This is a genomic window from Vibrio sp. 397 (assembly GCF_033339395.1).
Taxonomy (GTDB): Bacteria; Pseudomonadota; Gammaproteobacteria; order Enterobacterales; family Vibrionaceae; genus Vibrio; species Vibrio alginolyticus.
Map to the genome: position 1 here is coordinate 325,525 of NZ_JAWOUN010000002.1, position 25,009 is coordinate 350,533.

The 25,009-nt window shown below is 43.9% G+C and carries 10 protein-coding genes; 1 reads left to right on the plus strand and 9 read right to left on the minus strand.

All coding sequences use genetic code 11. The features are described from left to right. Positions 1-83 precede the first annotated feature (83 nt). The 4 genes from R7P36_RS04470 to R7P36_RS04485 form a co-directional block, all read right to left on the minus strand. Positions 84-4,775 (minus strand): OmpA family protein, encoded by a 4,692-nt coding sequence (locus tag R7P36_RS04470; protein WP_136976733.1) that lies wholly within the window; start codon positions 4,773-4,775, stop codon positions 84-86. Next, complete coding sequence (locus R7P36_RS04475) at positions 4,768-6,003, minus strand: TolB family protein (protein WP_054574686.1); 1,236 nt, start codon at positions 6,001-6,003, stop codon at positions 4,768-4,770. Before R7P36_RS04475 ends, R7P36_RS04470 begins: the two co-directional genes overlap by 8 nt. Position 6,004: 1 nt before the next feature. Then, positions 6,005-7,723 carry a hypothetical protein gene (locus R7P36_RS04480; RefSeq protein WP_203345345.1) on the minus strand — a complete coding sequence of 573 codons (1,719 nt, stop codon included), beginning with the start codon at positions 7,721-7,723 and terminating at the stop codon, positions 6,005-6,007. A 766-nt stretch (positions 7,724-8,489) separates the two neighbouring features. Then, entirely contained in the window at positions 8,490-19,031 is a 10,542-nt protein-coding gene (locus R7P36_RS04485; RefSeq protein WP_318122025.1) for a tandem large repeat, read from the minus strand. A 253-nt stretch (positions 19,032-19,284) separates the two neighbouring features. Here R7P36_RS04485 and R7P36_RS04490 point away from each other — a divergent pair, with 253 nt between their 5' ends. Then, positions 19,285-20,259, plus strand: a complete 975-nt coding sequence (locus R7P36_RS04490; RefSeq protein WP_318122026.1) for a peptidoglycan DD-metalloendopeptidase family protein — start codon at positions 19,285-19,287, stop codon at positions 20,257-20,259. A 153-nt stretch (positions 20,260-20,412) separates the two neighbouring features. Here the strand turns inward: R7P36_RS04490 and R7P36_RS04495 are convergent, their stop codons facing one another. From R7P36_RS04495 to R7P36_RS04515, 5 genes are read right to left on the minus strand one after another with little or no spacing between them, the layout of a single operon-like run. After that, positions 20,413-21,270 carry an IucA/IucC family C-terminal-domain containing protein gene (locus R7P36_RS04495; RefSeq protein ID WP_318086618.1) on the minus strand — a complete coding sequence of 286 codons (858 nt, stop codon included), beginning with the start codon at positions 21,268-21,270 and terminating at the stop codon, positions 20,413-20,415. Continuing rightward, entirely contained in the window at positions 21,270-22,073 is an 804-nt protein-coding gene (locus R7P36_RS04500; protein WP_158155853.1) for an ABC transporter ATP-binding protein, read from the minus strand. The genes R7P36_RS04495 and R7P36_RS04500 overlap by 1 nt, the downstream gene beginning before the upstream one ends. Beyond that, positions 22,073-23,035 (minus strand): iron ABC transporter permease, encoded by a 963-nt coding sequence (locus R7P36_RS04505; RefSeq protein WP_318122027.1) that lies wholly within the window; start codon positions 23,033-23,035, stop codon positions 22,073-22,075. The genes R7P36_RS04500 and R7P36_RS04505 overlap by 1 nt, the downstream gene beginning before the upstream one ends. Then, positions 23,035-24,018, minus strand: a complete 984-nt coding sequence (locus R7P36_RS04510; protein WP_047101251.1) for a FecCD family ABC transporter permease — start codon at positions 24,016-24,018, stop codon at positions 23,035-23,037. Before R7P36_RS04510 ends, R7P36_RS04505 begins: the two co-directional genes overlap by 1 nt. Then, positions 24,002-24,961 (minus strand): ABC transporter substrate-binding protein, encoded by a 960-nt coding sequence (locus tag R7P36_RS04515; protein ID WP_158155849.1) that lies wholly within the window; start codon positions 24,959-24,961, stop codon positions 24,002-24,004. The genes R7P36_RS04510 and R7P36_RS04515 overlap by 17 nt, the downstream gene beginning before the upstream one ends. Positions 24,962-25,009 lie beyond the last annotated feature (48 nt).

Below are 25,009 nucleotides of genomic sequence, written 5' to 3' on the forward strand. Positions count from 1 at the left end.
GCGAGAAGCGAGAAGCGAGAAGCGAGAAATCTTACTTCAGTTTCCATTGATAAGAAAAGAAAAACCGCCCGAAGGCGGTTTTTTTATTTATTGAGAATCGACGCTTCAATGATAGTTGCTAAGTATGGGTCTCTAATCCAAGTTACCAAACGTTCTGTACGCTCTTCAGGTTTCAGTTTTGCCCAGTTGATGTACATATCTTTATCAACTTTATAGCTTGGGTCTTCACAATCAGAAAAATAAGATAACTCATCTACATTTTTGTACTGCCTGCCCAACGACATCTCAAAGCTTTCAAGTTTAAACGGCGTTTTTTCCGCTGTATTACGTTGTACTAGAGAGGACACCTTTAGAACTGCTTCTTGGAATCGACCAGATGTCGAGACAACGGGTCCAAATGGTCGAAGCCCCTTGATTTCTTGCCCGTTCAGCGCTTTAAATGCGAACTCGAAACGAGACGCGTAGACCACCTTACCATCGAAATCTTCATCCATGTCTATGTTGGATAGAGCCTCAGAGACAAAATCTGCGTCTATATTTTTGTTAATCACATCGCTGTCATCTAGCGTCCATTTAGAACCGTCTTTCTTTAGTATCCCAATATAAGTAAGGTTACTTAGATACTCAGGACCAGCGGTAGTTTCAGATCCGAATACGGCTTCATTATCAAAAGTAGTAGATAGCTTTAGTGAAACTGGAACACTTTGCCATTCGAGGTTTTGTCCCTCATACGACTCTTTTCTGTGCTTGCCACCAATAAGCATAACTTCCATAGCGAATGACTTATTCGAAGTCCAATCAAAACCTTTGAGCTCATCAGCAGTAGTGAACATACTGTCTTCGTTCATAAACTGTCGTTTATTTCCGTAGTTGACCGCAATCGCACTGTGCTTAATGTCATCGATAACAGGCTTTGTCGGGCCTTTATGAACTTTACTATGTAAGACAAAATCTAGCGTTAACAAATCTTTCTCTGACACACTATTTCCGTTCGCAATAAAGCCCGATTTAGCAGAGAGTGTATAGTTATGGTTTGTATCGACTCCTACAGGAATCTGTCTAGGTGACGTAATAAATCGTCCGACTGTCTTGTCCACTCGTACTGGTAGCTTATAGTTGCTTCCAGATAGAGTGAACTCATAGGTCATATTTTTGAAGCCACCGCTGTTTACATATTCTTTGAGTACATCTTGTTGGGAGTCAATTTTTATCACCTGCCCAAAAATCGGACCGAGAGCAACTTGAGATAAGTATCCGCTATAATCGACTAAATCGTGCTTAGCGATCAAAGGCTTCACTCCAGAGAAGACATCATCGCCAAAGTAAAAATACGGTTCAAACTCACAACCAATAAGGACTTTGCCGTCTGCTTTTTCCGCCTCAAAAAATTCGGCCAACTCACCTTTGGGATCTACACTAAATTCCTCGTGTTTCATCGGCTTGAACATCAAATTAAACTTAGGTCCACTGGTATTAAGTAAACCGTCAGTGCGCTGATAAGACATCTCACACTGAAACACATTTGACGTCATCTGTTTCAGACTTTGTTTGCCTAACACCATTTGCCACTTCAAACGGTGGAAAGGCGATAATCGCACCTTTTTATTTGCTTTTAATCGTACCTTCTCCCACTCATCAAAGGTGACCCATTTAGAGTTGTCATGAGGCTCAGAGACTAATAACCTAACGAACCCTAGGTCCTCTTCTGATAATTTTTTAGACTCAACATTAAACTGTGTCGCAAACTCCACTAAGCCTCGTTGTTGATCGCGATTATAGAGCTTGTCTTGCACTGGAAACGCGACATTAAACGCCCCAGAAACGTCTTTCCTTTTTGGAGCAATATAGTTGGCTTTGTTACGAGTAATGATTTGTTCAGCTATTTCTTCACCGTAACTTTCAACTAATTGCTTGCGTCCCTCACGACGCATGAGTTCTTGGATCCACAAGTTGCACAAGTTTTCTTTTAACTCTGTGTTTAATATCCAACCATCGGTTTCAATATATCGCTGAATGTATTCATCGATAGCTAATATTCGCCACTGTTCTGTGAACTCTTGTTCGCCCTCAGCACAAGCTCTTTGAATCAAAAGCACCAAACCATTAATAGCAAGTGCACGGCGTTGATAGCGCTTAATCAGCTCCTTTGCACCCGTAGCTTTTCCTAAGTGCTCAACTAACGCATCTGATGACGTAAAATACACCTCAGTCAATTGCGTATTAATCTCAGCCAATGAATCAATAATCTCTGTGGTTTCATGGCTAAGTTGTTCAATTGCAGATACGCTTTTTCTAACCTCGTTGTAAGAAGACAAGTAATAATCAAAGAGTGCAGAGTCAAGCAACTGGGCACCACTCATCAGCATTTTTCCGCCTTCTTTGACAACGAAAAAGCCTCTTGCTGCCTGCCCTATTATCGGAGCATAGCAAGCCATACCAACGATCATCTCGAAGATAGCTAGCTTGAGCTCTTTTGCAATTGCTTCTTCTCCCAAGTTCGCATTTAACTGAGCTAAACGCGCTTGCTCCATAGCCTTAAAGCCGAGTCGACTCGGTGGAATTCTCGCCGCAAACTCTTGTAGGTAGATTCGAACCTCAACACGTCGGTTAATATTAAGTTGCGCGTTTTCGCGTTTGATTTCGTTGTTTGGTACCTCGACTATCGGTCGACGTTCGCCAAAAAATCGAATGTCACTAACTGAAGAAAAGAACTCAGCAACATGCTGCGCTCGCTGCTGCGAAAGGTTTTGGTTATATTCTGAATCACCGTTTTGACAGGCATGCCCTTCGATTTCAACAACGGCATTTGGAATCTTAGATAATTCTTTATCGACAGCAGCCAAATATGACAAGTGAGGGGCTTGAACCTGGTTGTTATCAAAAGGAAAAACCAAACGTAAACCGGCACCTTTATGGTCTTTAACAAACATTGCACTGTCTTCAGCAACGTCATTAGGAATGCTGTCAGTAAACGTTACATTGTCGCCTAACTTATCTATGATTTGCTTAAGTAGTAATTCCCCGCTCTTCAGACTTTCTTTCCAGACAGGTACCCAGTTCAGATAATCGCGTGATACCTGCTCAAAATAACTTTTCCTGAGTTTAGCTTTCTCTTCTGCTAAGCGTAATTGCTCGCTTTTGTCAGTGATCGCTTTTATCTCATAGAAGGTGTTGATTGCATTGAGCCCTGCACCAGCAAAGGGCGACAAAAAGCTTTTGATACTGCCGTTACCTGTCAACCACGTTCTAGCAGCACTCCCCGCCACAACGTGGGCATTACCATTTCTCGCAGGTTCAATCACCTTGGTAAAGAACTTACTTTTGTCAAACCCCTTCTCTTTGAGGAGCACTTTTAAGCCCACTTGTGCTGCACGCTCGGATTCCGATGCCGCTTGGCGTAAATCTTGAAGAGTTTGGTAAGCTGCTGCGGTAGCCGATACCCCAAATGAAAACTCCAATGCCGAAATCATGGCTGGAGGTAATGCGCCCTTATCTACTTGCCCCCAAAACGTGTTTGCTAAACTTCCAACCACGTCGTGTTTACTGGAGGGATTTTGATGAATATTAATGCCAGCATTAACCAAACTTGGCGTAACTTTTGTACCAATCTCCCACAGCGCAGCACTCATACTGGCAGTCGTTCCGCTATTCTCTAGTTTTTCAAGCTCTCCCATTCGGAAGGCTTGTAGAGCTTTAAACTGCGTAGGAAATTGGTATACCAAAGACTCTTCAAGTGAGATCATGTCGCCCGCAACAACCGCGATCTTACCAAACGGTGTCGTTTGGCTAAGCGTGATGTACTCTCGTAGCTCGTAGGTGACTCTGGAGATAAGTCCAAACTCATCATACTCTTTGGTTACATTAGTGGCATTCTGGGCAAATTCGGGAATTTTACCTGCTAACTCTCGGTCGAAAACCACTTCAATGGTGTACATGCCATCAGTAAAATCCTCTGACGCCAACGGAAACAACGCGATTGGACGATGCGAACCGCTGATTTTATCAAGTTTAGCCTGCGTTACAGTGTCCTCTTCTTGTAAGCTTTTATGTGTACTCGTTGTCTCGTCGAAACGCTTTACATCAACAATAGCGAGGTCATAATCATCGGTTGAAAACGCTACAGCGAGAAATGAAAAAGTTGGCACGATAAAACCACGAATGGGCTTATCTTCAGGTACAGAGTCATACCATTTGTTATATGTAACTTGCTCATCAGTTAGCGCTTGAGTACCTACTTCATATTTTGGTGCGAGCTGTGAACGCTTTACTTCTGTAACAGCATATTCCACTTTTTTTTCTAGCGAGTTAAGCGTTTGATCACCGCCATACCCCTTTAGCTTTTCTAAGATAGAAGCGAGGTCTGCGCACGCCTTTTTGATTGGGCGAGCCTTACTCTGCGCACCAATCGCCAACTCTGTAAGCATTGACCATTCAGGAAAAGACAGCTTATACGTCTTCTGTGTTAGTTCATGTACGGGCGAACGCAGTGCCAAAACCTGATTGACGTTGGTTTTTGGGTTTTTCTGCGTTGAATCACCGAGTACATGTAAACGGCCTAAATCGTCTGTCGCCCAAAGAGCAGCGCTTTCCTCACCTAAATTTATGGCAATAGGAAGACGTGACATAGGGCGGATATTTTTCAACTCTTCTAATGAGGTCAGATCTTTTTCGATATTAATCGCTCTATATTGAGGGTTCTGTGCATCCCCAATATTAGGAAAATCGACACCGAACAAATAGACATCTGTTGGTAAATACTTAAAGTTATTACTCATCGTTATCTACCTCCAGAAAGCGTCCATAATTAGCATCGGCATTATATAACACTGGTGTTATCGTGTTTTGACCAGATTGAATCACCTTCCATGACTGAGCACCATTTCCATTCATTTCATAACGGAGATCTGGCCCATAACGTCTTATGGTTATTATTGCTGCTCCTCTTTGTGTTTCATTACCGTTGTTACTGATATTGCCCACTTTAGCATAAACGTTCTTTTCATCGCCTTCCTTAGAAAACGCAAGCCACGTTTTTTCTTCAACGTTGATCAACACTTTACGGTACGAGTTTACTGCCCACACGTATTTTCCATTAGGGCTGATGGCAATTTGGCGGTAGATACGCTTTTCAATATCGACGGAGTCTTCAAACTCTTTTTCAGGTAAAATCGTGTATAAGCGTTTGAGTGTCTTGGCGTCATAAACTCCCACCCCCAAGCCCGCGGCATTGATTAACTTGCCATCTACAATGACCGTATCTTCAGACAACGGTACATCTACCTCTTCTTTGGTTCCCGTAGCTAGTGTGTATTTAAAACGCTTAAAACCATCTGAGAAATAGATGTAACTAGAGTCGTCCGCCCAGACTAAATATGGCTTGGTGCGCGCACTGCCCAACTGAATGGTCTGTTGCGTTTTTAAGTCAAAGATCGCTTTTATCAGAGGCTCGCCATAACTGTATGCGTATGCCACATAACGATTATTAGGGGAACGGCTCGTCACAAAGGTCTGAGGTGACGCCATACTTGGCATATCATCCGTAACTAAACGTAAATCTGTCCCATCAATTTTCACGCTCCAAATTTTGTAGCCATTTTCGTAATCGTTTACGAGAGGGTCTCGTGAGCTGACATTATTCCACCAAAACTGAATTCGAGGTTTGTCATAAGAGCTCGCATCAGACAAGTCTTCACGAGGCCACTCTTTTGCTCTGCGAACAGCATAGCCTGGTTTTACGGGAAGTGTACCTGGGTATTCAGGCTTGGACAGATCTTCAGAGTAAACAATAAAGTTGTGCTCACTTTGCCATTGGCAGCGTGGTCCGGTTACATCTATGCGATCGAGTGACGTTGTTTCACCGACATCGTAACAAGCCTTCTGAGTAGGTTCTTTTTCTACGGATTGTGTTGTTACCGTATTCGAAGTTTGATTACTTTCTTCACCACAGCCATTTAATAACATAACTGTCGAAAGAAGCGTGATACTTAACGTTGTTCGTTTCATTTTATAATAGTTCCGTGAGTTCAATGTCTTGATAAATAACTGACATTAAGACCGTTTTATCTGAGTTATGAGATCGGCAATGACGAGTGAGATTGACCCTTTTAACTTCTGGTAACCAACCGCTAAACACGACTTCTTTACAATACTCATCCACAAACTCAGCCTCGCGCAAAAAAATCTTTTGGCTCCATGTTTCATCAACACACGCCAGTTGGAAAAAATCATCCGGTTGATCGCACTGAGGGTTACTTTTATATGTGATTACAATGCCTTCACTTGGTGAGTTAACAACAGCGGCAGCAACACCTTGCTCGTTTTGGCTGATGATATTGTAATCTGATTTGCTTGGCGCTTGAGTATCTAGATTCGGCAGCGAAATCACAGGTTCAGAGCTCGCATCAAAGTTGTGAGCGGAAGAATAATCACTGAGGTTAACTTTAACCGCTTTTTCATTATTTCCACTCTTTAATTCATTGAGTTGCTGAGTATTGAGTTGAGTCCGAGAATAGAAGAGAGCAACATCACTTTGTACGCTACCGTTTATTTTGTATGGAAGCCAAATATGAGGCAAAGGAACACCAAGAGGCTCTCTCTTTGTTTTACTTCCAGCCTTAAATGGACTCAATTCGGTTTGAAGTAATTCTGTGTATGTTTCGCCTTCGTTGGGCCAACCCGCAACCACTACCTCAACTTCTTCTGCAGTAAGACCAAAAACACGGGCGCAAGCATATTCGTCCAACACACCCTCAAAGACTTTTTTACCGTCTTGGTACAACTGAAACGCTTCCCCTGACAGAAATGCTTCGGAGTCTTCGTCATATAAGCTAATATCGACTGATCTTTGAGGCGAGGACTTAGTGCTTTGGTAGAGTAATAGATCGACATCAGAAAAGCGTCCGTCGTTTTGAACTTGGATTTCTCGCCAAACTTCTGATTGCCAAACGACATAAATATAACCGCGATCGATAGATACATACCCTGAATCACTCTTATGAACTGGAACTACTGGCACCAACACGTTGTCCCACTCATCCATCTGAGTTTCTTTATCAACGGGTTGCAGGTCTTCGGCGAGTTTAAGCAAGATTGGCTGAGGCTGGTCGGAGCAAGGAATTTTGATATAAAGCGTTTTACCTTCAGCATCGAGATCTTTAAACGTCGCGAGGCTGCGGTGTTTGTTTTCTGTATCAGCCTTGCCTACAGTCACTTTTTCTTTTTGAGCTTCGGTTTTTCCCAACATCAAACATGCCGCGTTGCTAGACCACTGCCCTGCAAACTCGACAACGATTTTTTGATCTGGGCTTGGCTCAGAGGGGACATGGGTGTAACTACGAACTAAAGCAACATCGTCGGTAACCTGCTTGTATCCTGCTTTAAAAGCTTTGCTTTCATTCGAAGCTGATACAAAGTCAACGAGTGATTTAAGTCTAGGGAAGCTTTGCAGCTGAGAGTCCGTCAATGGCGAACGACGAGCAACGGTAGATAATGACACCCAATTGCCTTTCCCCAATTCGATTCTTATCGCAGCTAGCAATGCGCTGGTCGTTTTTTTGGCAGAGATGGAAATCTTTTGCGCCAATTCTTTAGGGAGGTTTCTAAGGATGTCATCTGAATTTCGCAAACGCGAAAGCTGTCCTATACACTCGTCCGGTGTAAGAACATAAGATAGCTCGTTGGAGGATAGCTTCGAGCTAGGTATAAATTTGCAAACTAAATGCATTTGAATTCTCCACAACCAACATCGTAAATATGGCTGCGGTGACAATTAAGCTGATAAGGCTTACAAGTACGATTTGGTCTGCGTATCCTACTTACTTAGCCATTTATTTTCAACGAGATAGAAAAATCTCCCGAAATCAAAAACACCAAAAAAATGGTCATTTTTGCTATCAAAACATGCGATTTGACCACTATAAAAGCCAGTAACATCACCCACTCTGTCAAAATGGTAAAATCTTACTATCTAAAAAATTTAATTTATGGACTGAAGTTAACAAAAATCGTAGTAACGTGCGCTTCAGGTAAGCACGAGGAAATTCAGAAGTTTATGAGGTGCCCTCCTCAGCAACAAACAACAAATTGACTGTTACTGAGGAAGTTTAAATAAAAAGGTGAGCGCATTACGCACTCACAAAAGTAACTGCTCTGAAGCTTGCTAGGATTAAATTTGCTTCATCGCGAGTTAAAGAGGCGAGGTATTACCCATCGACCTCATGCAGAACACTATACTCAGAGTATAGAAACTAGCGTAAATATATAATATTTAAAAAGATTTTCAACGCGACACATTCACCACAGCACCGGCCGAGCGACCATCACAATCACTTCATACACACCTAAAAGCAACATTGGCCTAGTTATTATAGTTATTCAGCCTTGTATTAAGACGATTCATTAATTCGAGTAACTTATCAATAAAGGCAATTATTTTGATAAATATCACAAAAAATCCCAAAGAAATAAAGCGAGCTAAACGCTCGCTTTATTTATGCCGCATTTTTTAAAGTTTTGTTCTCACTAAAATATCGGTTGTAAACAGCACCTAAGGAGGCTGTACTTGCGAAACGATCATAGTTAAATGTTGCTTGAGCCTCTTCCGCAGAGGCGGAAAGCTTGTTGGTACCATTTACATAAATCGTCACTACCCCCTCCTTCAGTCCTGAAAGATCTAAATCAGTTGTCCATGAGTCTGAAAGCACGGTAGCCATGCCTGTGGCTTCTGTACCATCAGCGTCGACTGCTTTAATATCTATGAACTCACCATCTTCAAACCGTTCACTGCTACCACTTACTGTCACGCTTTCCACTCCAGTAACATCGTTGATAACGTCTAGGTGTATTGTCGGTGTAATTGGCATGGAGTAAGCCGTGTTCTGGCCACCGGTATTTCCTGATAAGTCTTGGTAGTCACGAACAAGCAACGCCACATTCAGCTCTGACGTGCTTGGTACCACCACATCACCAGTCCAAACACTTGGGTCCGCGGTTGCCACTAATGAAGTGATCGTCGTGCCACCTAACTCCGCCACAGCACCTTGCAATGCTTTATCGAATTCCAGCGTCACCGTCACGCTTTGGCCGATGGCTTGGTGCTCAGGCGTAAACGTCACGTTAGTCAAGGTTGGCAGAGACTGCACGAGTGTAAAGCTCTGGCTTTCACTCACTTCAATACCCGCTGAGTTCGTCCCCGTTACCATCACGGTGTAAGTGCCATTGGTTTGATGACTCATATCAATCGCGTCACTGGTCCAAGTGCCACCGGCTTGTACCGTCGCACTGCTGCTTTTCAATACCGTCGCGCTGCCTTGGGCTTTAACGTCAAGACGCAAGGACTGACCATCAAAACGTGTTGACGTACCTTCGAATTGTAGCGTGGCGGCATGCGTTTCATCCACATTACCCACTGGCGTGATGGCTAAGGTTGGCGTGATCGGCATGGAGTAAGCCGTGTTCTGACTACCGGTATTCCCTGATAAATCTTGGTAGTCACGAACAAGCAACGCCACATTGAGCTCTGACGTGCTTGGTACCACCACATCACCAGTCCAAATACTTGGGTCCGCGGTTGCCATTAATGAAGTGATCGTTGTACCACCTAACTCCGCCGCGGCGGATTGCAGATCTTTATCGAATTCCAGCGTTACCGTCACGCTTTGGCCGATGGCTTGGTGCTCAGGCGTATACGTCACGTTAGTCAGCGTTGGCAGAGACTGCGCCAGTGTAAAGCTCTGGCTTTCACTCACTTCAATGCCCGCTGAGTTCGTCCCCGTCACCATCACGGTATAAGTGCCATTGGTTTGGTGACTCATGTCCATTGCGTCACTGATCCAAGTGCCACCAGCTTGTACCGTTGCGCTGCTGCTTTTCAATACCGTCGCGCTGCCTTGGGCTTTCACTTCAAGACGCAGGGACTGACCGTCAAAGCGTGTCGACGTACCTTCAAATTGTAGCGTGGCGGCATGCGTTTCATCCACATTACCCACTGGCGTAATAGCTAAGGTTGGCGTTATCGGCATGGAGTAAGCCGTGTTCTGACTACCGATATTCCCTGATAAGTCTTGGTAGTCACGAACAAGCAACGCCACATTGATCTCTGACGTGCTTGGTACCACCACATCACCAGTCCAAACACTTGGGTCCGCGGTTGCCATTAATGAAGTGATCGTTGTACCACCTAACTCCGCCGCTGCTGACTGCAGATCTTTATCGAACTCTAGCGTCACCGTCACGCTTTGGCCGATGGCTTGGTGCTCAGGCGTAAACGTCGCGTTAGTCAGCGTTGGCAGAGACTGCGCGAGTGTAAAGCTCTGGCTTTCACTCACTTCAATGCCCGCAGAGTTCGTCCCCGTCACCATCACGGTGTAAGTGCCGTTGGTTTGGTGACTCATATCAATCGCGTCACTGGTCCAAGTGCCACCGGCTTGTACCGTTGCACTGCTGCTTTTCAATACCGTCGCGCTGCCTTGGGCTTTCACGTCAAGACGCAAGGACTGACCATCAAAACGTGTTGACGTACCTTCGAATTGTAGCGTGGCGGCATGCGTTTCATCCACACTGCCCACTGGCGTAATAGCTAAGGTTGGCGTGATCGGCATGGAGTAAGCCGTGTTCTGACTACCGGTATTCCCTGATAAGTCTTGGTAGTCACGAACAAGCAACCCCACATTCAGCTCTGACGTGCTTGGTACCACTACATCACCAGTCCAAACACTTGGGTCCGCGGTTGCCATTAATGAGGTGATCGTCGTGCCACCCAACTCCGCTGCGGCGGATTGCAGATCTTTATCGAATTCCAGCGTTACCGTCACGCTTTGGCCGATGGCTTGGTGCTCAGGCGTAAACGTCACGTTAGTCAGCGTTGGCAGAGACTGCGCCAGTGTAAAGCTCTGACTTTCACTTACTTCAATGCCCGCTGAGTTCGTCCCCGTCACCATAACGGTATAAGTGCCATTGGTTTGGTGACTCATATCCATCGCGTCACTGGTCCAAGTGCCACCGGCTTGTACTGTTGCACTGCCGCTTTTTAGTACCGTCACGCTGCCTTGTGCTTTCACTTCAAGACGCAGGGACTGACCATCAAAACGTGTCGACGTGCCTTCGAATTGTAGCGTGGCGGCATGCGTTTCATCCACACTGCCCACTGGCTTAATAGCTAAGGTTGGCGTGATTGGCAATTCGTGAGCGGTGTTATCCTCACCTATGTTGCCAGTCAAATCTTTAAACTGACTAACAACCAAGTCGACACTTAACAGCGCGGTGCTCGGAACTTGTACATCACCAACCCAAACCTTTTTATCTGCCGTTGCTGACAGAGAACTAATGCGATTGCCGCCAAGCGTAGCGGTCGCCTCTTGGAGCTCTTTATCAAACTCAAGCGAGACACTCACGCTTTGCCCCACGCTCTGATGCTCGGGGTTAAATGTCACATTGGTCAGTTTTGGTAAGGTTCCTTCAACCGCGATACTTAAGCTGCTTCCTTTTCCAGGAATTGTGTTGGTACTTTGATAGCTATCATCCTCTACCTGTATTGTTATGTTTTTATCTTGCTTTTCTGGACTGATGTAATTAACCGTCCAGGTAACGTTGTCTGAAGTGGACCACGTATCTTGTTTTAACGTTCCTGTTGCACCGCTATCACTAGCGACAAGATGGACATCTGAGATATCAAAGTTCGTAACTTCTTCTGTAAAGTTAAACGCAAGCGTAATCTCTTCGCCTCCAAAAAGAGGGGCGCTTGAGGCGGTAGAGATACTTAGCCCGGGAACGGTTGCCGCTTCCACATGCGCGTCAATAGAACTTTCACTCTTGTTATCCACCTTGTCTGTTGCTGCCACCGTGATTGTATGATCGCCTTTAGGTAACAAATAGCTTATGACATAAGGCCCCGCTTCGGTTGTCGGCTCAGTAATCGCTTGAGGAGCCACTGTGCTACCACCACTCACCGCTTTTGACGTGACGAGATTTAAATTTTTATCTGTAATGTATGCACTAATTTCTAGTTGATACTTATCGTTTGTCGGCACCTTAGAGGTTTGATTAGCACTTAAGCCCGAAATACTTGGAGCGTCATAATCAACAATAGACTCGATAACCTTTCCATCATAACTTTTTCCTAGTAATTCAAAGCTTGTATTCTCTCTTCCAACTGAGTCCGTCACCGTCACCTTAAGGGTATATGACCCTTGGTTATCGACGGCAAAGTTCATCATTCCATTACCACTAGATGAGATAACATCACCTGAGTAACGCAAGGAATCACCGAGGCTTGGAATAAGCTCCACAGAATATTGTGAAGCTTTCACTCTTTCTCCTTCCACCGTAGATACCGTAAACGGCTGGCTTGCCTTGGTTAAAAACAGTTTCCCACCCTGCAAACTCGTAATTCCATCGAAATCAACTGTGACTTTAGGAACACTAATATCAATGACTTTTCTGATATCAGAATACAGTCCGACGCTATCTGTCGCTTTGATGTCTACTGTGATTGAACCACGCCCCTCTAACTGAGATTTCGGTAGTTCAAAGTACGTAGATGAACCATTCCCATCCTCTACTCTTTCTTCTTGATAACTCGGGTTTAAAACCGAGTAGTTTACTTTTTCGAGGCTGCTACCAGTGTCCGTTATGTCAAAACGAAAACGAACATTATCAGGATTTGTTGGCGATTCGGTTACGATAATCTCATCGCCAACACTTGGAGGTGTGTTGTCAACTTTAATATCAACGGTCGCTTCACCGACTCTCGACCACACATCCGTTGCTGTAATCGTTGTCCTGATCGTTTTTCCATCCGCATCGCTAGGAAGTTCACTCGTAAATGTTGAACACTTGTAAGTTGGATCATCTGCACACACCTCTAATTGCGCAAACTTCTCCGGATTATCTTTATAGTTGTAGGATTCCGTTCCAAACCTGGCCGTCACATTGTCTAGTCTAGAGTTTTCATACAGCTTAATTCTGAATTTGGCGACAAGCTGCTGACCATTAATGGTTGTGTTTCCAACCGGATCAGTAATTTCAACGACTACCGAACCTTTAGGTAATTCAAGCAGTAGATCGTGCTCTGGCGTCAAGTTTCCTGCTAAATCAGATAAGTTCTTGATTTTGTATTCTTGAGTTGTACTCAGGCCATCAATAATATCGGCATAGGATTCAGAATACGTACACTTGATATTTCCAACACCTTTGGCACAAGTCGTTGGTGTATAAGCTTTGTTGCCAAGATTACGAACCAACTTTGGATATTCATCTGAACTTTCGGTATTCACGCCTGATAAAGCATCATTGAAAGAGAGCTCAAATGTGAGCATCTTCTTCTTCAAAGCTTCATCAAACCAAACATCACTTCCTTTAAAACTGTATGAGTTACCATCTACGACTGTCGGTGCATCAATATCCACCATCGAGAAATTGAACTTGTTGATCGTTTCACGCCCATTTGTACCCAAGGTTTTAGTGATCAAAGTAACAGGTGCTTTGGTCATGTTTTGCCCAACATTGACACTACAACTGTAAGGTTCTTGCGATACGTTGATAACACCAGAAGTTGGTTGCTCATTAGTTGGTGGCGCATCTAGAGAGTTGTATTCTTCACGAACCCAACACTCTAACGTTTTGGCTTTGACCGCACTCAATGTAGTAAAGGTGACATCAAGAACACCATCAGATAAGTAATTTTGGAAGTCCAGCGGGCTTTCAACTGTTAGAACCACGCCTTCACGCTGTACGCTAAAGGTTTGGTTTACTTTTCCAACCTTTCGGTCTTTTTCATCAAGGTAACGAACTTTGTTATAAACTTTGATATCAAGTTCATAATTACCATCTTTGGCAATTTGTGTAGAAAGCAACGTTGCAGTCCAAGTGCCATCTGCGGTTTCTGAGAACGTAAAGTTAGTCCCGTTTTGCTCTCCAGAGAATCTATAAGTTGAGTCAATTCGATCAACGCCACTATCATCAACAATATCAAGCGTCAGTACGATATTCCCATCTTGATAGATGGTGTTGTTTGTAATTGGCGTTCCATCCGTGTAACTCATCGCCAGCGTCACCTGCGGGATTGAGTTGTACACTTTGACGGTAAAATCTTGCTCATCACTGGTTAAGGTTGTGTTGCCACGAACATCAGACCCTTTTAAACGAACCTTGTGTGTACCCGTACCTAAATCACCAAGGCTCACTTTGAGATCATCATTGATTTTTGTACCGGGAGAGCCAGGTAATGGTTCCAGATCGCTAAACGTCCAATACTCTAGGCTTTCTCGATTTACGCCATTAATTGAAACATCACCGTTTGCATTTAGGTCTAGCGCCGTTAGGTCAAAGACATAGTTACCTAAGTAGTAGTCATTCGCATTGAAACCACTTAATCCTAATGTTGGTCCATCACGATCAAGAATAACCTTGTGCGTGTTAGAACTAGACTCAAAACCATAAATATCGGTTGCTTTTACATACAATGACGTTGTTTTTTCATCTTCAGAAATGTCTATTTTATCTGTGTCACTCTTGATAAGAGACATGACAAACTCTTTAGATGAATCCGTTGGCACAATTGTCTTAATTGGCGAATCTTTACCACTTTGATACAGCGAGACTTGCTCAAGGTCTGAATCGTCTATTACGGATTTAAATCGCACGTTGAACTCACGCCCTATGACATAGTTCTCTTTGGACAATGTGTCTTCAACCCAAGGTGTATTTAGGATGATTTCAGGGCCTTTGTTATCGACTTGGAATGTGAATTTCCCTGTTGTACTGACATTGGCAGGGTAAGCGTTGTCCGTCGCAGTGACGTAAAATTCATTCCATTCATCGTAATCAAATGCTTTTGAAACCAGTTGGACTTTGACGTCAGGCTGTTCACCAACTAGGTATGGTACGTCACACGCCTCTGTTAGAGGGTCACAGCTTTCTAATGTCAGAGCCTGACCAGATCCGCGGCGCAAATCTATTTTTACGTTATTGCCAGAGCTTAACGTCCCCCAATCAATGACAGGTGTCCATTGGTTATTACCACCTAAACGGCTTTGAACCTGCTCACTTTTTACAATAGGGGCTTCAGAGTCGATACGAATATTGAATCTCGGAGCGGTGCTAGTTAACTCTGAAACGGAGTTACCTAAGTTGTCCTCTGCTGCTGCAACAACTAACCAATCTCCATCACCAGGATAAATCGTAGAGCCTTGATTTGAACAAATCTCGCCCGTACATAGTTTGACTTTAAACGCGTCTTTCGAGTTACTTGCAAAGTTTTCTGGTGTATATGTTACTTTTTCACCGGTTTGCTGATAGAAAACAAGGCCCCTCGAGGCAAGCTTATCACCAACAATATCCTCAACCTTGAAGGTTAATTCATGAGTATTGTTCGCATTTAAATAAATACCGTTTTCTACAGGTTTACCATCGACATCATTCGGTGGAAGGTAACTGGCCTTAGGGAAGTCGTTATCAATAAACACCGATTCTATAAACGGAGATTTACCATTGTAACCATACGCATTGCCATGTGGGTCCATAGCACTGGTCTCCACGGCAAACTCTATAATATCTTTTAGTTCACTAGACTGGGAGTTAAGGGTGAAGAAGTACTCTTTTCGATAAGCATTGCTGCTGTCTGAGTTTTCTACGATGTTGATGTCCAGTGGTATTTCAATATTTGGCTCATTGGCTTGATACCACATCGTGCTAAACTTCGGGCCGTGAGCGTCGGTTCCTACAATACCAGAAGGATCGTCTAGGACAATTTTAGAAACAACCTCGCCAGCGATATAAAGCCTATTACCAACCATCGTCTCTCTACCGCTTTCAATGGTTAATTTTGGCTGCGGCGGCAAGGTATCGATACTGCTACCCTCTGTATCAAAAATGTTCTTACCATTTAAGTCAGGATTAGCCATCGAAACATCATCAGCATAGAGCTGCGCGATATTGGTCTCAATACCGTATTTGCTCGCCATGATTTCATAATAGGATTGCGCCAGATCTTTTCGGTAAGTTTCAGCGCCAAACGTGTAAGAATCGAGCGTAACTTGACTTCCTCCTGCCCCTACACCATTTGCTTTTCCATCGTAGCTAAAATCATCGTAAATAGCAGATGCAAAATCTAATGAGTTATTTCTTGGCATTCTCTCGGCAATACTATCAATTGCTTCAACAAGGAATCGGTGTAGATAGTCATTTGATGGCTTGTCTGGAATCGCTTTAGTTGTAAGCATTTCATTGGTTGCATAAGACACAACCGTTGGGTCAAACCCAAAGAATGAGTTGTTATTCGTACCTGATAACGCGTAGCGCACATCATCAAGAATTTGAATCGCACGTTCTGAAGTTTTCTCTCCCGCTGTCACTTGGTCCCACTGGAAATCAAACAAACCAGTCTGATATGTCGATAGTTCAGTAATATAGTAAGTTTGAGAACCTTTGAGCTTAAAATACACACCAATATTGGCCTTGTTTAAGTCAACCGTTACTTTCTTGGTCCCTGGATCTCTTTTCCATTGGTAATAATATGGCTCACTGCCTTCGATACCAATTAAACGAACACGCATGAAATCATAATTCACTACGTCAGTTGTGGTTTCACAGCTCGCTACGTCAAGAGCCATGGACTGGTCACTTTCCAGTTGCTGGATAGTGGTACAACTTGCAAGTGAAGTGAATTCACCACTTGGGCTCAACCCTTCAAGTTGAGCTCGCGCACCAATAAATGGTGTCACCACTTTTATGGTTGGTAGGTCAAAGCTACTTCTAAAATATACTTCTCTTGGAGTGCTTTCGTTATCAGACTCATCGACGGTTTGAATGACTAACTTTTGACTACTGTTTTCTGATACCGATTTAAAGCTGTCACCAAAAATATCTCTTACAAAAGGAATGTAATAGATGACATCCTCTACTCGCCCATTGCTATCTAACAGCGTTTCGTGCGGAATTTTTGCGATGTAATCGTCATCTGATGCGGTTGTGTCAATAACTTGCTGAAGTGAGTAGTTGTTATCGTTGTTTTGGCTTACGAAGTACTTGACGACGAGCTTAAGCTTATTAGCGTTGGAGCCTAAAACCGTATCGGTGTTTACGTCTGAAACTTTCACACGAACATAAGGGATTTTATTCTCTTTCAATAAATTAGCGTTGAAGTTACTAAAATCTATCCCTTTTAATGAGTTCTGAATCCCTAAACTTGCGTACGCATAATCAATCTTCAGGAAATCGCGGCTTGCTTGAACATTGTCTGGGGTGTACGTATCTTGAGAGTAGATACCATCGTAAGTGGTTCGTTCACCATCTAAACCCACATTTACGTACGTCATTGACGTACCTTCAGGATAGGTTATCGTCTGTGCTGGCGCTTGATCGTCACGACTTACTGCATGCTGCGCAGAGCCCGTATTGCCTTTGCTATCCTTCGCTCGAACCTCAAAGACCGTCGTAGATAGGAATTCATCAGTTGGGTAAGCCTTACTAAACTCACAAGCATTTCCAGACTCTACAGTGACAGGAGAACATGTGACGCCCTCATGTAAGCCATCTTTAAATGAAATACTGACCGAACTAATCTCTTGCGAGCTTTCTTTTACAACCCCTTTCAGAACGTATTCTTTAAGTTGGTTATTAATTGCACTCGCCGATGTAATATCGATAACAGGCGCATCGTTATCCCATTCAAAGTTGATATGAAGACCCGAATGGCTGCCTGGAATTAACTCATTACCCAGTACATCTGCTGTATACAAGACTAACCGTGCTGCTGTTACGTTTGAGAGCCCTGTGGCAGGGTTCATATCTACACTATCGATCTCTTTGGTATTAATGTTAACTTTAACGTTGGTCTCTCGAAGGCCAACTTCAAAATCATCAAATTCAACCGAACAGAATGTGCTTCCAAAATCTTGTATGTCGTTACATTGAAATTCACCAGACCAAGAGCCATTAATCTGATACTGAATAAAGGCGGATACGTCTTCTACACCGATATCATCAACAATTTTTAGGTCAACTTTATCGGTGCCTGCAAGTACATCACGGTCAATGCGTGTCACGATAGGCGCTGTGGTATCAATCTCCGTCCCATCTCGCGGTGGAATGACGCCATCTGTACTGCCATATGTACCTAAGTCATTAAGCTTCTTACTAAAGTCGACATAGTCGGCAGCATCAGTACCAGAAATATTGATACTTGGGTCGTTTACCACGATCAAAACGTGCTGAGATAAGTCACGTGTGTAAACGTCGCTGTTTATCTTTTTCTGTCCAAAGCTGAGGGGAGTCACTGCTCCTGAAGTCTGGCTCACTTCAAGACCATCAAGAACACCATCTGCAATAACATCCCGATATTGGATGTCAGCGAAATGCATTGAAGTGTAGACGTTATCGCTGTTGCCGTATTTTTTTATAAGATCGTAAGAGTAAGACGAGTATGCTGTTAATAAAGCGCCGTATTGATGCCCAGTACTAGCAAAACTGCTTTGCCCACCTTTGGTAATATCAATAGGTTTGGTCTCATTTACGTCAAAACCATACATGCTATTGATACTATCCAAAGCAGTTGAAAAGGCACTCTCATCTGTGGCCCCCTGGGAAATTTTGTACTTTGCCAAGCCTGCTGCCAAGTTCGACAGCGGAGTAAGCATTAACTTTTGCTCACTCCCCTCTTTAAAGTTCACAACACCTTCAAATTTAAGTGTCTTCGCATTGCTCACAGATACCGTTTCATTTGTAAACGGATCGGTATAACTCCCCTCTTTTGCAACAACAAAAAGAGGCATTGACGACGATTCAAACTCTAGCAGATAGTTTCCGAAGGCATCAGACGTCGTGTTAGCCAACTTCCGACCTAAGTTTCCATTTTTGAACTCGAAAACCTCAATCTTGGCGCCATTGACTGGGGCGTCAAACACCATACCGGAAATGCTTCCTTTGCTTCTAGCTGGAGGTGTGTTGTCTCCTCCATCACCACCACCACATGCACTCAATAAAAGAGATGTAAGCGTAAGACCTAATGTTAATTTCAGCGTATTTTTAGCGAACATAGTAATTTGGCAAAATATATTTTCCCGAGATTATATTATTGAAAAATATTTTCTCAACGTGACATTAACACCAACAAAATAGGCATAAACACCAAGCCAACCGTCACTTTGACTGAATTATTAAAATTATTTTTACATCCTATAATCATTAACTTAGTTAAAACAGAGGAATTACTCATGCTTTAATGCTAGTTTTTATTTAAAATATTATACTCTACGCACAACTGTCAGTATTGATAAACCAACAAAACTAATGACTATTTTAATAATAAAAAGGAGTGTGCAAGCTCCTACCGTAGCCCTTATCACTACTGCGTTAATCATATTGATTAGCGTATCGCTTTCTCACTACTTCCTCACTCCTGTGGATAGGCTACCTACCATCAAGCCTTTAGAATTCGAAAGTGAGAATGTGCAGCCATCAATTAAAAAGAAGACTCGTAGGCAAAAAATCACTATCGGTGTTGTTGAATACTCTTTTGTCGCTTCATTATTAAAATCAGGAGTGAGTCAAAAAGAGATCAACTTGCTATTAGCACTTATCAAAAGCAAGTTTAATATTATTGACTCTATTAAAAGAGGTGATAACTTTATCTTAAGAACTAAATTAAATAGTAAAAATGAAACTTACATTAGTTCTTTTTACTATTCAGGCAGTAAAACTGATTTATTTATTATCAATGATGGTCACGGTAACGTATTTGATGAGCATGGTGTGTCGATAAATAATCAGTTCATGTTTTCTTCACCCTTTGATAAAAACTACAGAGTGAGCTCTGACTATGACTTAAAGCGAACACATCCAGTGACCAATATAACGACTCCGCACTTAGGCACTGATTATGCCACACCTGTAGGTACACCGATTCGTAGTATTGCTGATGGCGTCGTTTTAAAGTCCCGCTACAACCGTTTTGCCGGCAACTACATTAATATCCGCCACACAAATGGCTCTGTATCACGCTACCTACACTTATCTCAGCGCAACGTCCATGTTGGTGAGAAGATCAGCCGAGGACAAGTGATAGGGAAAACGGGTAACACAGGAAGAACAACAGGGCCGCATTTACATCTTGAACTGCACATCAATGGTGTTCCGGTTGATTACGAGCGATACATTCAAAGGCACCCAAACACTGACGTAAATATAGAAATGCTGATTGCAGCGAGAAAAGAAAAAGCAGAGTTAACAGCGGAATGGCAACGGTATGAGCAGTCAAATAGGTAACAACAGCCACTTCGATTCGTGTATTCTTCCTACTGTCATTTATCCGCAACTACAGTAGACCATAACTTTGCTCTAAATCACATAAAACCTTTTCAAATAAGCGACTTTTACTGAAATTACATGTGGTCAATAAAAAATGATAATTTATCGATTTTACTGAAATAACCCAAGCATGTTCATACGCATGATGTTTTCTTGGATTTCTGAATCGTGCAAGTTACAGGTTGAGCACTTCTCTTTGCCTTCAATTTTGTATTTCAGACAGCACGTTTCTCGTCTCACGTAGAGCTTTTGAAAACCATTAAAGGTCACCTTTTTTACCGTGTTTAACTCACCGCCTTTTGGTGTTACCGCGTTAAATAGGTTTTGCTGCCACTTTGATGCCGCTTGCACGTCTAGATCTAACGTGTCATTTGCTAATGGCTGATGCGCAAGTTTAGAAAATGCTAAATCACACGCGTACAAGGCATTCCCCCAAAACACTTTCGGGCTAACTTTCTGCTTTTTGTACAACGGCACCAATGGTTCAGAGAGCGTCGTAATGACTTGCGCGAGTTTCTCATCTAAGGCCTGTTCTGATTCCACTTGCATCGCTTCGTTGTCACTTTCAAGAGAAAAGAAAGGCGTTGCACTCGACACTTCAATGCTTGCGACACGATGGTCTTCACCAATGGTCAGATACAGGTCATCGAGTGTTAATTGCAACACGCGATCAAACACCACACGGTGACCGACCAGCGACGTCAGCAAAATCGCGTTGAACACTTTCTGCCAGATAGGCACGGCAAAAGGCAGCTTTGCCTCAATAGAGTTTGCGTAATCTTGCACAACAGCAGGAAACTCACGCTCAAACCATTCACTGGCTTTAATGCCTTTCGGCTGTTCAACAAAACGTAAGCGGAAGAAAGGTTCGTGTCGATTCAAGATAGCTTGCTGCTCGGTGATACTCAGCGCTTTAACATTCTCAGGCAAAGCTACCAAAGTACGAAACTGATTAAACAGGTTTTCCATTAACGCACTTCCTCACGAACATAAGCTTTTGGTAAACAGTAAACGTAGCCATCAATGACTTCCATTTTTCCTTCCACTTTAAACACCGATTCAAGGGTCGATTGAGTAAGCACGTCCAAAGGCGCCCCCTGTTTTAAGATCTGACCTTTTTTCATTAGTACCAGTTCATCACAGAACTGCGCAGCTTGGCTGAGTTCATGGAGAACATAAACGATGGTTAAGTTGCGTTCCTTGTTCAACTTATCGAGCACTTCAAGTAACTCGAGTTGGTGACCTAAATCGAGATAACTGGTTGGTTCATCCAGCAATAACCACTGAGCTTCTTGCGCCAAACACATCGCCAGCCAAACGCGCTGACGCTCACCGCCCGACAACGTACTCACTACACGCTTTTCGTAACCAGCCAACCCGACAGAAGCAAGCGACTCAGTCATCACTTCTTGGTCACGCTCACTGTTGCCCTGATACCACTTGCGATGAGCAACACGACCAAGCGCAACAAGCTGCTCAACCAAGACACCTTCTGGTGCCGTAGGATGTTGAGGCAGAATCGCAATGTGTTTAGCGAGATCTTTAAGCTTCCATTGGTTAAGCGCTTTACCTTTAAAGGTCACGTCGCCTTTTTTCGCTTTTATCGCACCGGTTAAGGTCTTCATCAACGTACTTTTACCGCACCCGTTTGGGCCAATGAACGCCGTTACCTTACCTTCTTGAAGACGGATGTTCACCTCGTTCAAGATCATCGTATCGTTGTAGCCTGAAGTGAGCGATTGCCCTTCAAGCCCTTTTGAAGATAGGGTCATTAAGAGTGTTTCCTTAACAAGAAGAGGAAAAATGGCACACCAAGCAGTGCGGTAATCACGCCCGCTGGAATTTCGGTTGGGAACAGTAAGTGTTTGGCTAAAGCATCTGAAAGTGCGAGGAAACCAGCGCCGAAAATCAACGTCGTGAACATGGTTCGCAAAGGATCATTTGCACTGAGCAAACGTGCAATGTGCGGAATCACCAACCCCACAAATCCAATCGGGCCAACTGCTGAGACGGCAGGCGCAGTAATAAATACCGTACCTAACAGAATCCCCAAACGCAGCAGAGCACCGTTGATACCAATGCCACGCAAAATCGCGTCATCGTAGCGTACCCATTTCAATGGCAAATACACCAAAATAATGAACGCTAAACAGGCCAAGGACCAAGGCAAAAGATAACTCACTTGTTCCCAACCTCGGCCGTACATACCACCCGCCATCCATTGCAATGCGATATCGGTTTTACCCTGACCAATGGTGAAGATTAGCGCCGAACTCAACGCGCCAAGAATCGCCGTGATCGCTACACCTGTGAGTAGAGTGAGACTGGTATTTCCGATTCGGCTAACGATCAAAACAGGAATCGCACTGAGCAAACCACCCGCCATTGAAAACAGCAGTAACGCGCTTTCTGTGGTGATATTCCAATTAAACCAAGCGGGCAACAAAATCGCACAAACAGCACCAAGAGAAGCACCAGCGTTCACCCCTAAAATACCGCTGTCTGCCAACGGGTTTTTGAGGGTGGTTTGCAGCAATAAGCCTGATACTGCCAGCATCATACCCGCCATAATCGCCAGCAAAAATCTTGGTAACGTTAGCGACCAAAATGGGTGGTAAGTACCGCGAGTAATAAACAGTTCACCTGCTTGTCTAAGCTCTGGGTTAGAAGCGATAAACAGTGCAGGAGCGAACACCAGCAAAGCCAAGCAAGGGAATACGAAACGCGTTTTCATTATTTCCCTCTCAGCTTACGAACAATCAACATAAGAAACCAAGGCGCACCTAAAGTCGCGGTAATGACGCCAATCGGAATTTCCAACGGCATAAGCAGGGTTCGAGAAAGGAGATCTGCTGCGGTAACGAGTGCCGCACCAATCAAAGCTGCACCGCCAAGTCCCAACCCCATCATGCGAGCGAGATGAGGGGCAACAAGGCCAACAAAACCGACAGGACCAAATGCACCAACCGCAACCGCAGTAAGCACGACAGAGACAAAACCAAACGCCAATCTATAACGGTTGATCGCGATACCTAAACCACGAGCAACCGTGTCATCCAGCAGTAAGTAACCACGCTGTCGATGTGTCACCGCAAGCGATATAAACGCAGGAATGACGGTATAAACAAGCGGCGTAAACACCGACCAATTCGCGCCTGCGTTACTGCCCGTTAACCAGAAAAACAGTGACTCACTGTCTACGCGATCCGACAGAAGAATGTAGGTCACCGCTGCTTGGCAAAACGCACTCACGGAAATGCCAGCTAACGCCAAACGCGCTGGTGTGACGCCCTGTTTCCAACTAATGGATAAGGTAATGGCACCGCCAAGCAAACCACCTACAATCCCCCAAAACAAAGTTGGCAATGGCAGCAAGAACATGGTCGCCGTTAACACGCTAAGCGCAGCGCCAGACATCACACCGGTCAGGTTTGGAGACGCTAACGGGTTGCGAACGATGTCTTGCATGAGCGAGCCGGATACCGCCAACGCCGCCCCACCAAAGAGTGCGATTAAGGTGCGAGGTAAACGTAGTTCCCAAAACACTAAGGATGCTTGGTTGCTTGAATCAGAAATCAAAAACGCCATGATCTGCTGGGCATCAAAATGGTAAATGCCACTCGACAAAGACACATAAACCACAGCTAGTAACAAAGCCGTCGCCAAACTGCGAACCATCACCGCACTTGGTTTGGTTATCCTAAGAACATGAGCCATTGATCACCTCATAAACTCGTTCAACAGAAGGCGCAGGGAAAAGATCGGGATACACTTTGTGGGCGATATCCATCGCGACCCAAATTCGTGAAAGTGGCCCTTCTGGCTCTCGCCATGTCATATCAACCAAGTAAACTCGATTGTTCTTCACCGCTTTTAGGCTTTGCCAAATTTTCGATTCGGTAAATTGTGGCTCGGCGTTCTGGTACATAAAAATCACATCGGGATCGAGTTTTACCAACCACTCAAGACCCACTTGCCCAGAAAAAGGCGTTTTCGTCGCGTACGGCGAGTCACCATTCGCACTTCGGATATTCAATTTTTCCATAAGAGCAACGGACATAAAGTGTGAGTAGTATGCTCGCGGAGTGACGCCAGCACTTGTCAGAAATAAACCAGAAAACTGTCTATTACCGAGCTTTGATTGCATTTCATCAAGAAAAGTCTGAAAACACATATTTAGTGATTTCCCTTGCTCTTCTCGCCTCATTGCCATGCTTGCACGCTCTACAGCAGAAAAACTGTCTTCTAAAGTAATCAAATCAAAACCGAGAGGCGGTGCGATTTCGACAAAGCGCTGATAGTAAGGCTCTAACATTCGCCCCAAACCAACGACCAAATCTGGCTTAACATCGTACAAAGCTTCAAAGCTGGTTCTTGAACGATTACCAAGACTTGGCACGTCATTTAAAGCAGAGAGATAAGGAGGAAATCCACCAGGATAATCGGATACACCAACAGGCTTCTCACCCATTGCTATTACTAGCTCTGCACCAAAAGTAGACACGCTTGCAACACGCGGGAAATGGGTCACATTCGACGTCGAAATCGTATGGTCTAGATCATCGACAACTGATGCGTTTAATCCACTTGCATAAGCAAGCTGAATAGACAGCATTTGGCTAATTATTGAAATGATAACGACTGCTGTAAAATTGCCCATTAAATTACAAATGATAATTATTGATATTTACATTACTTCTTTGCGTGC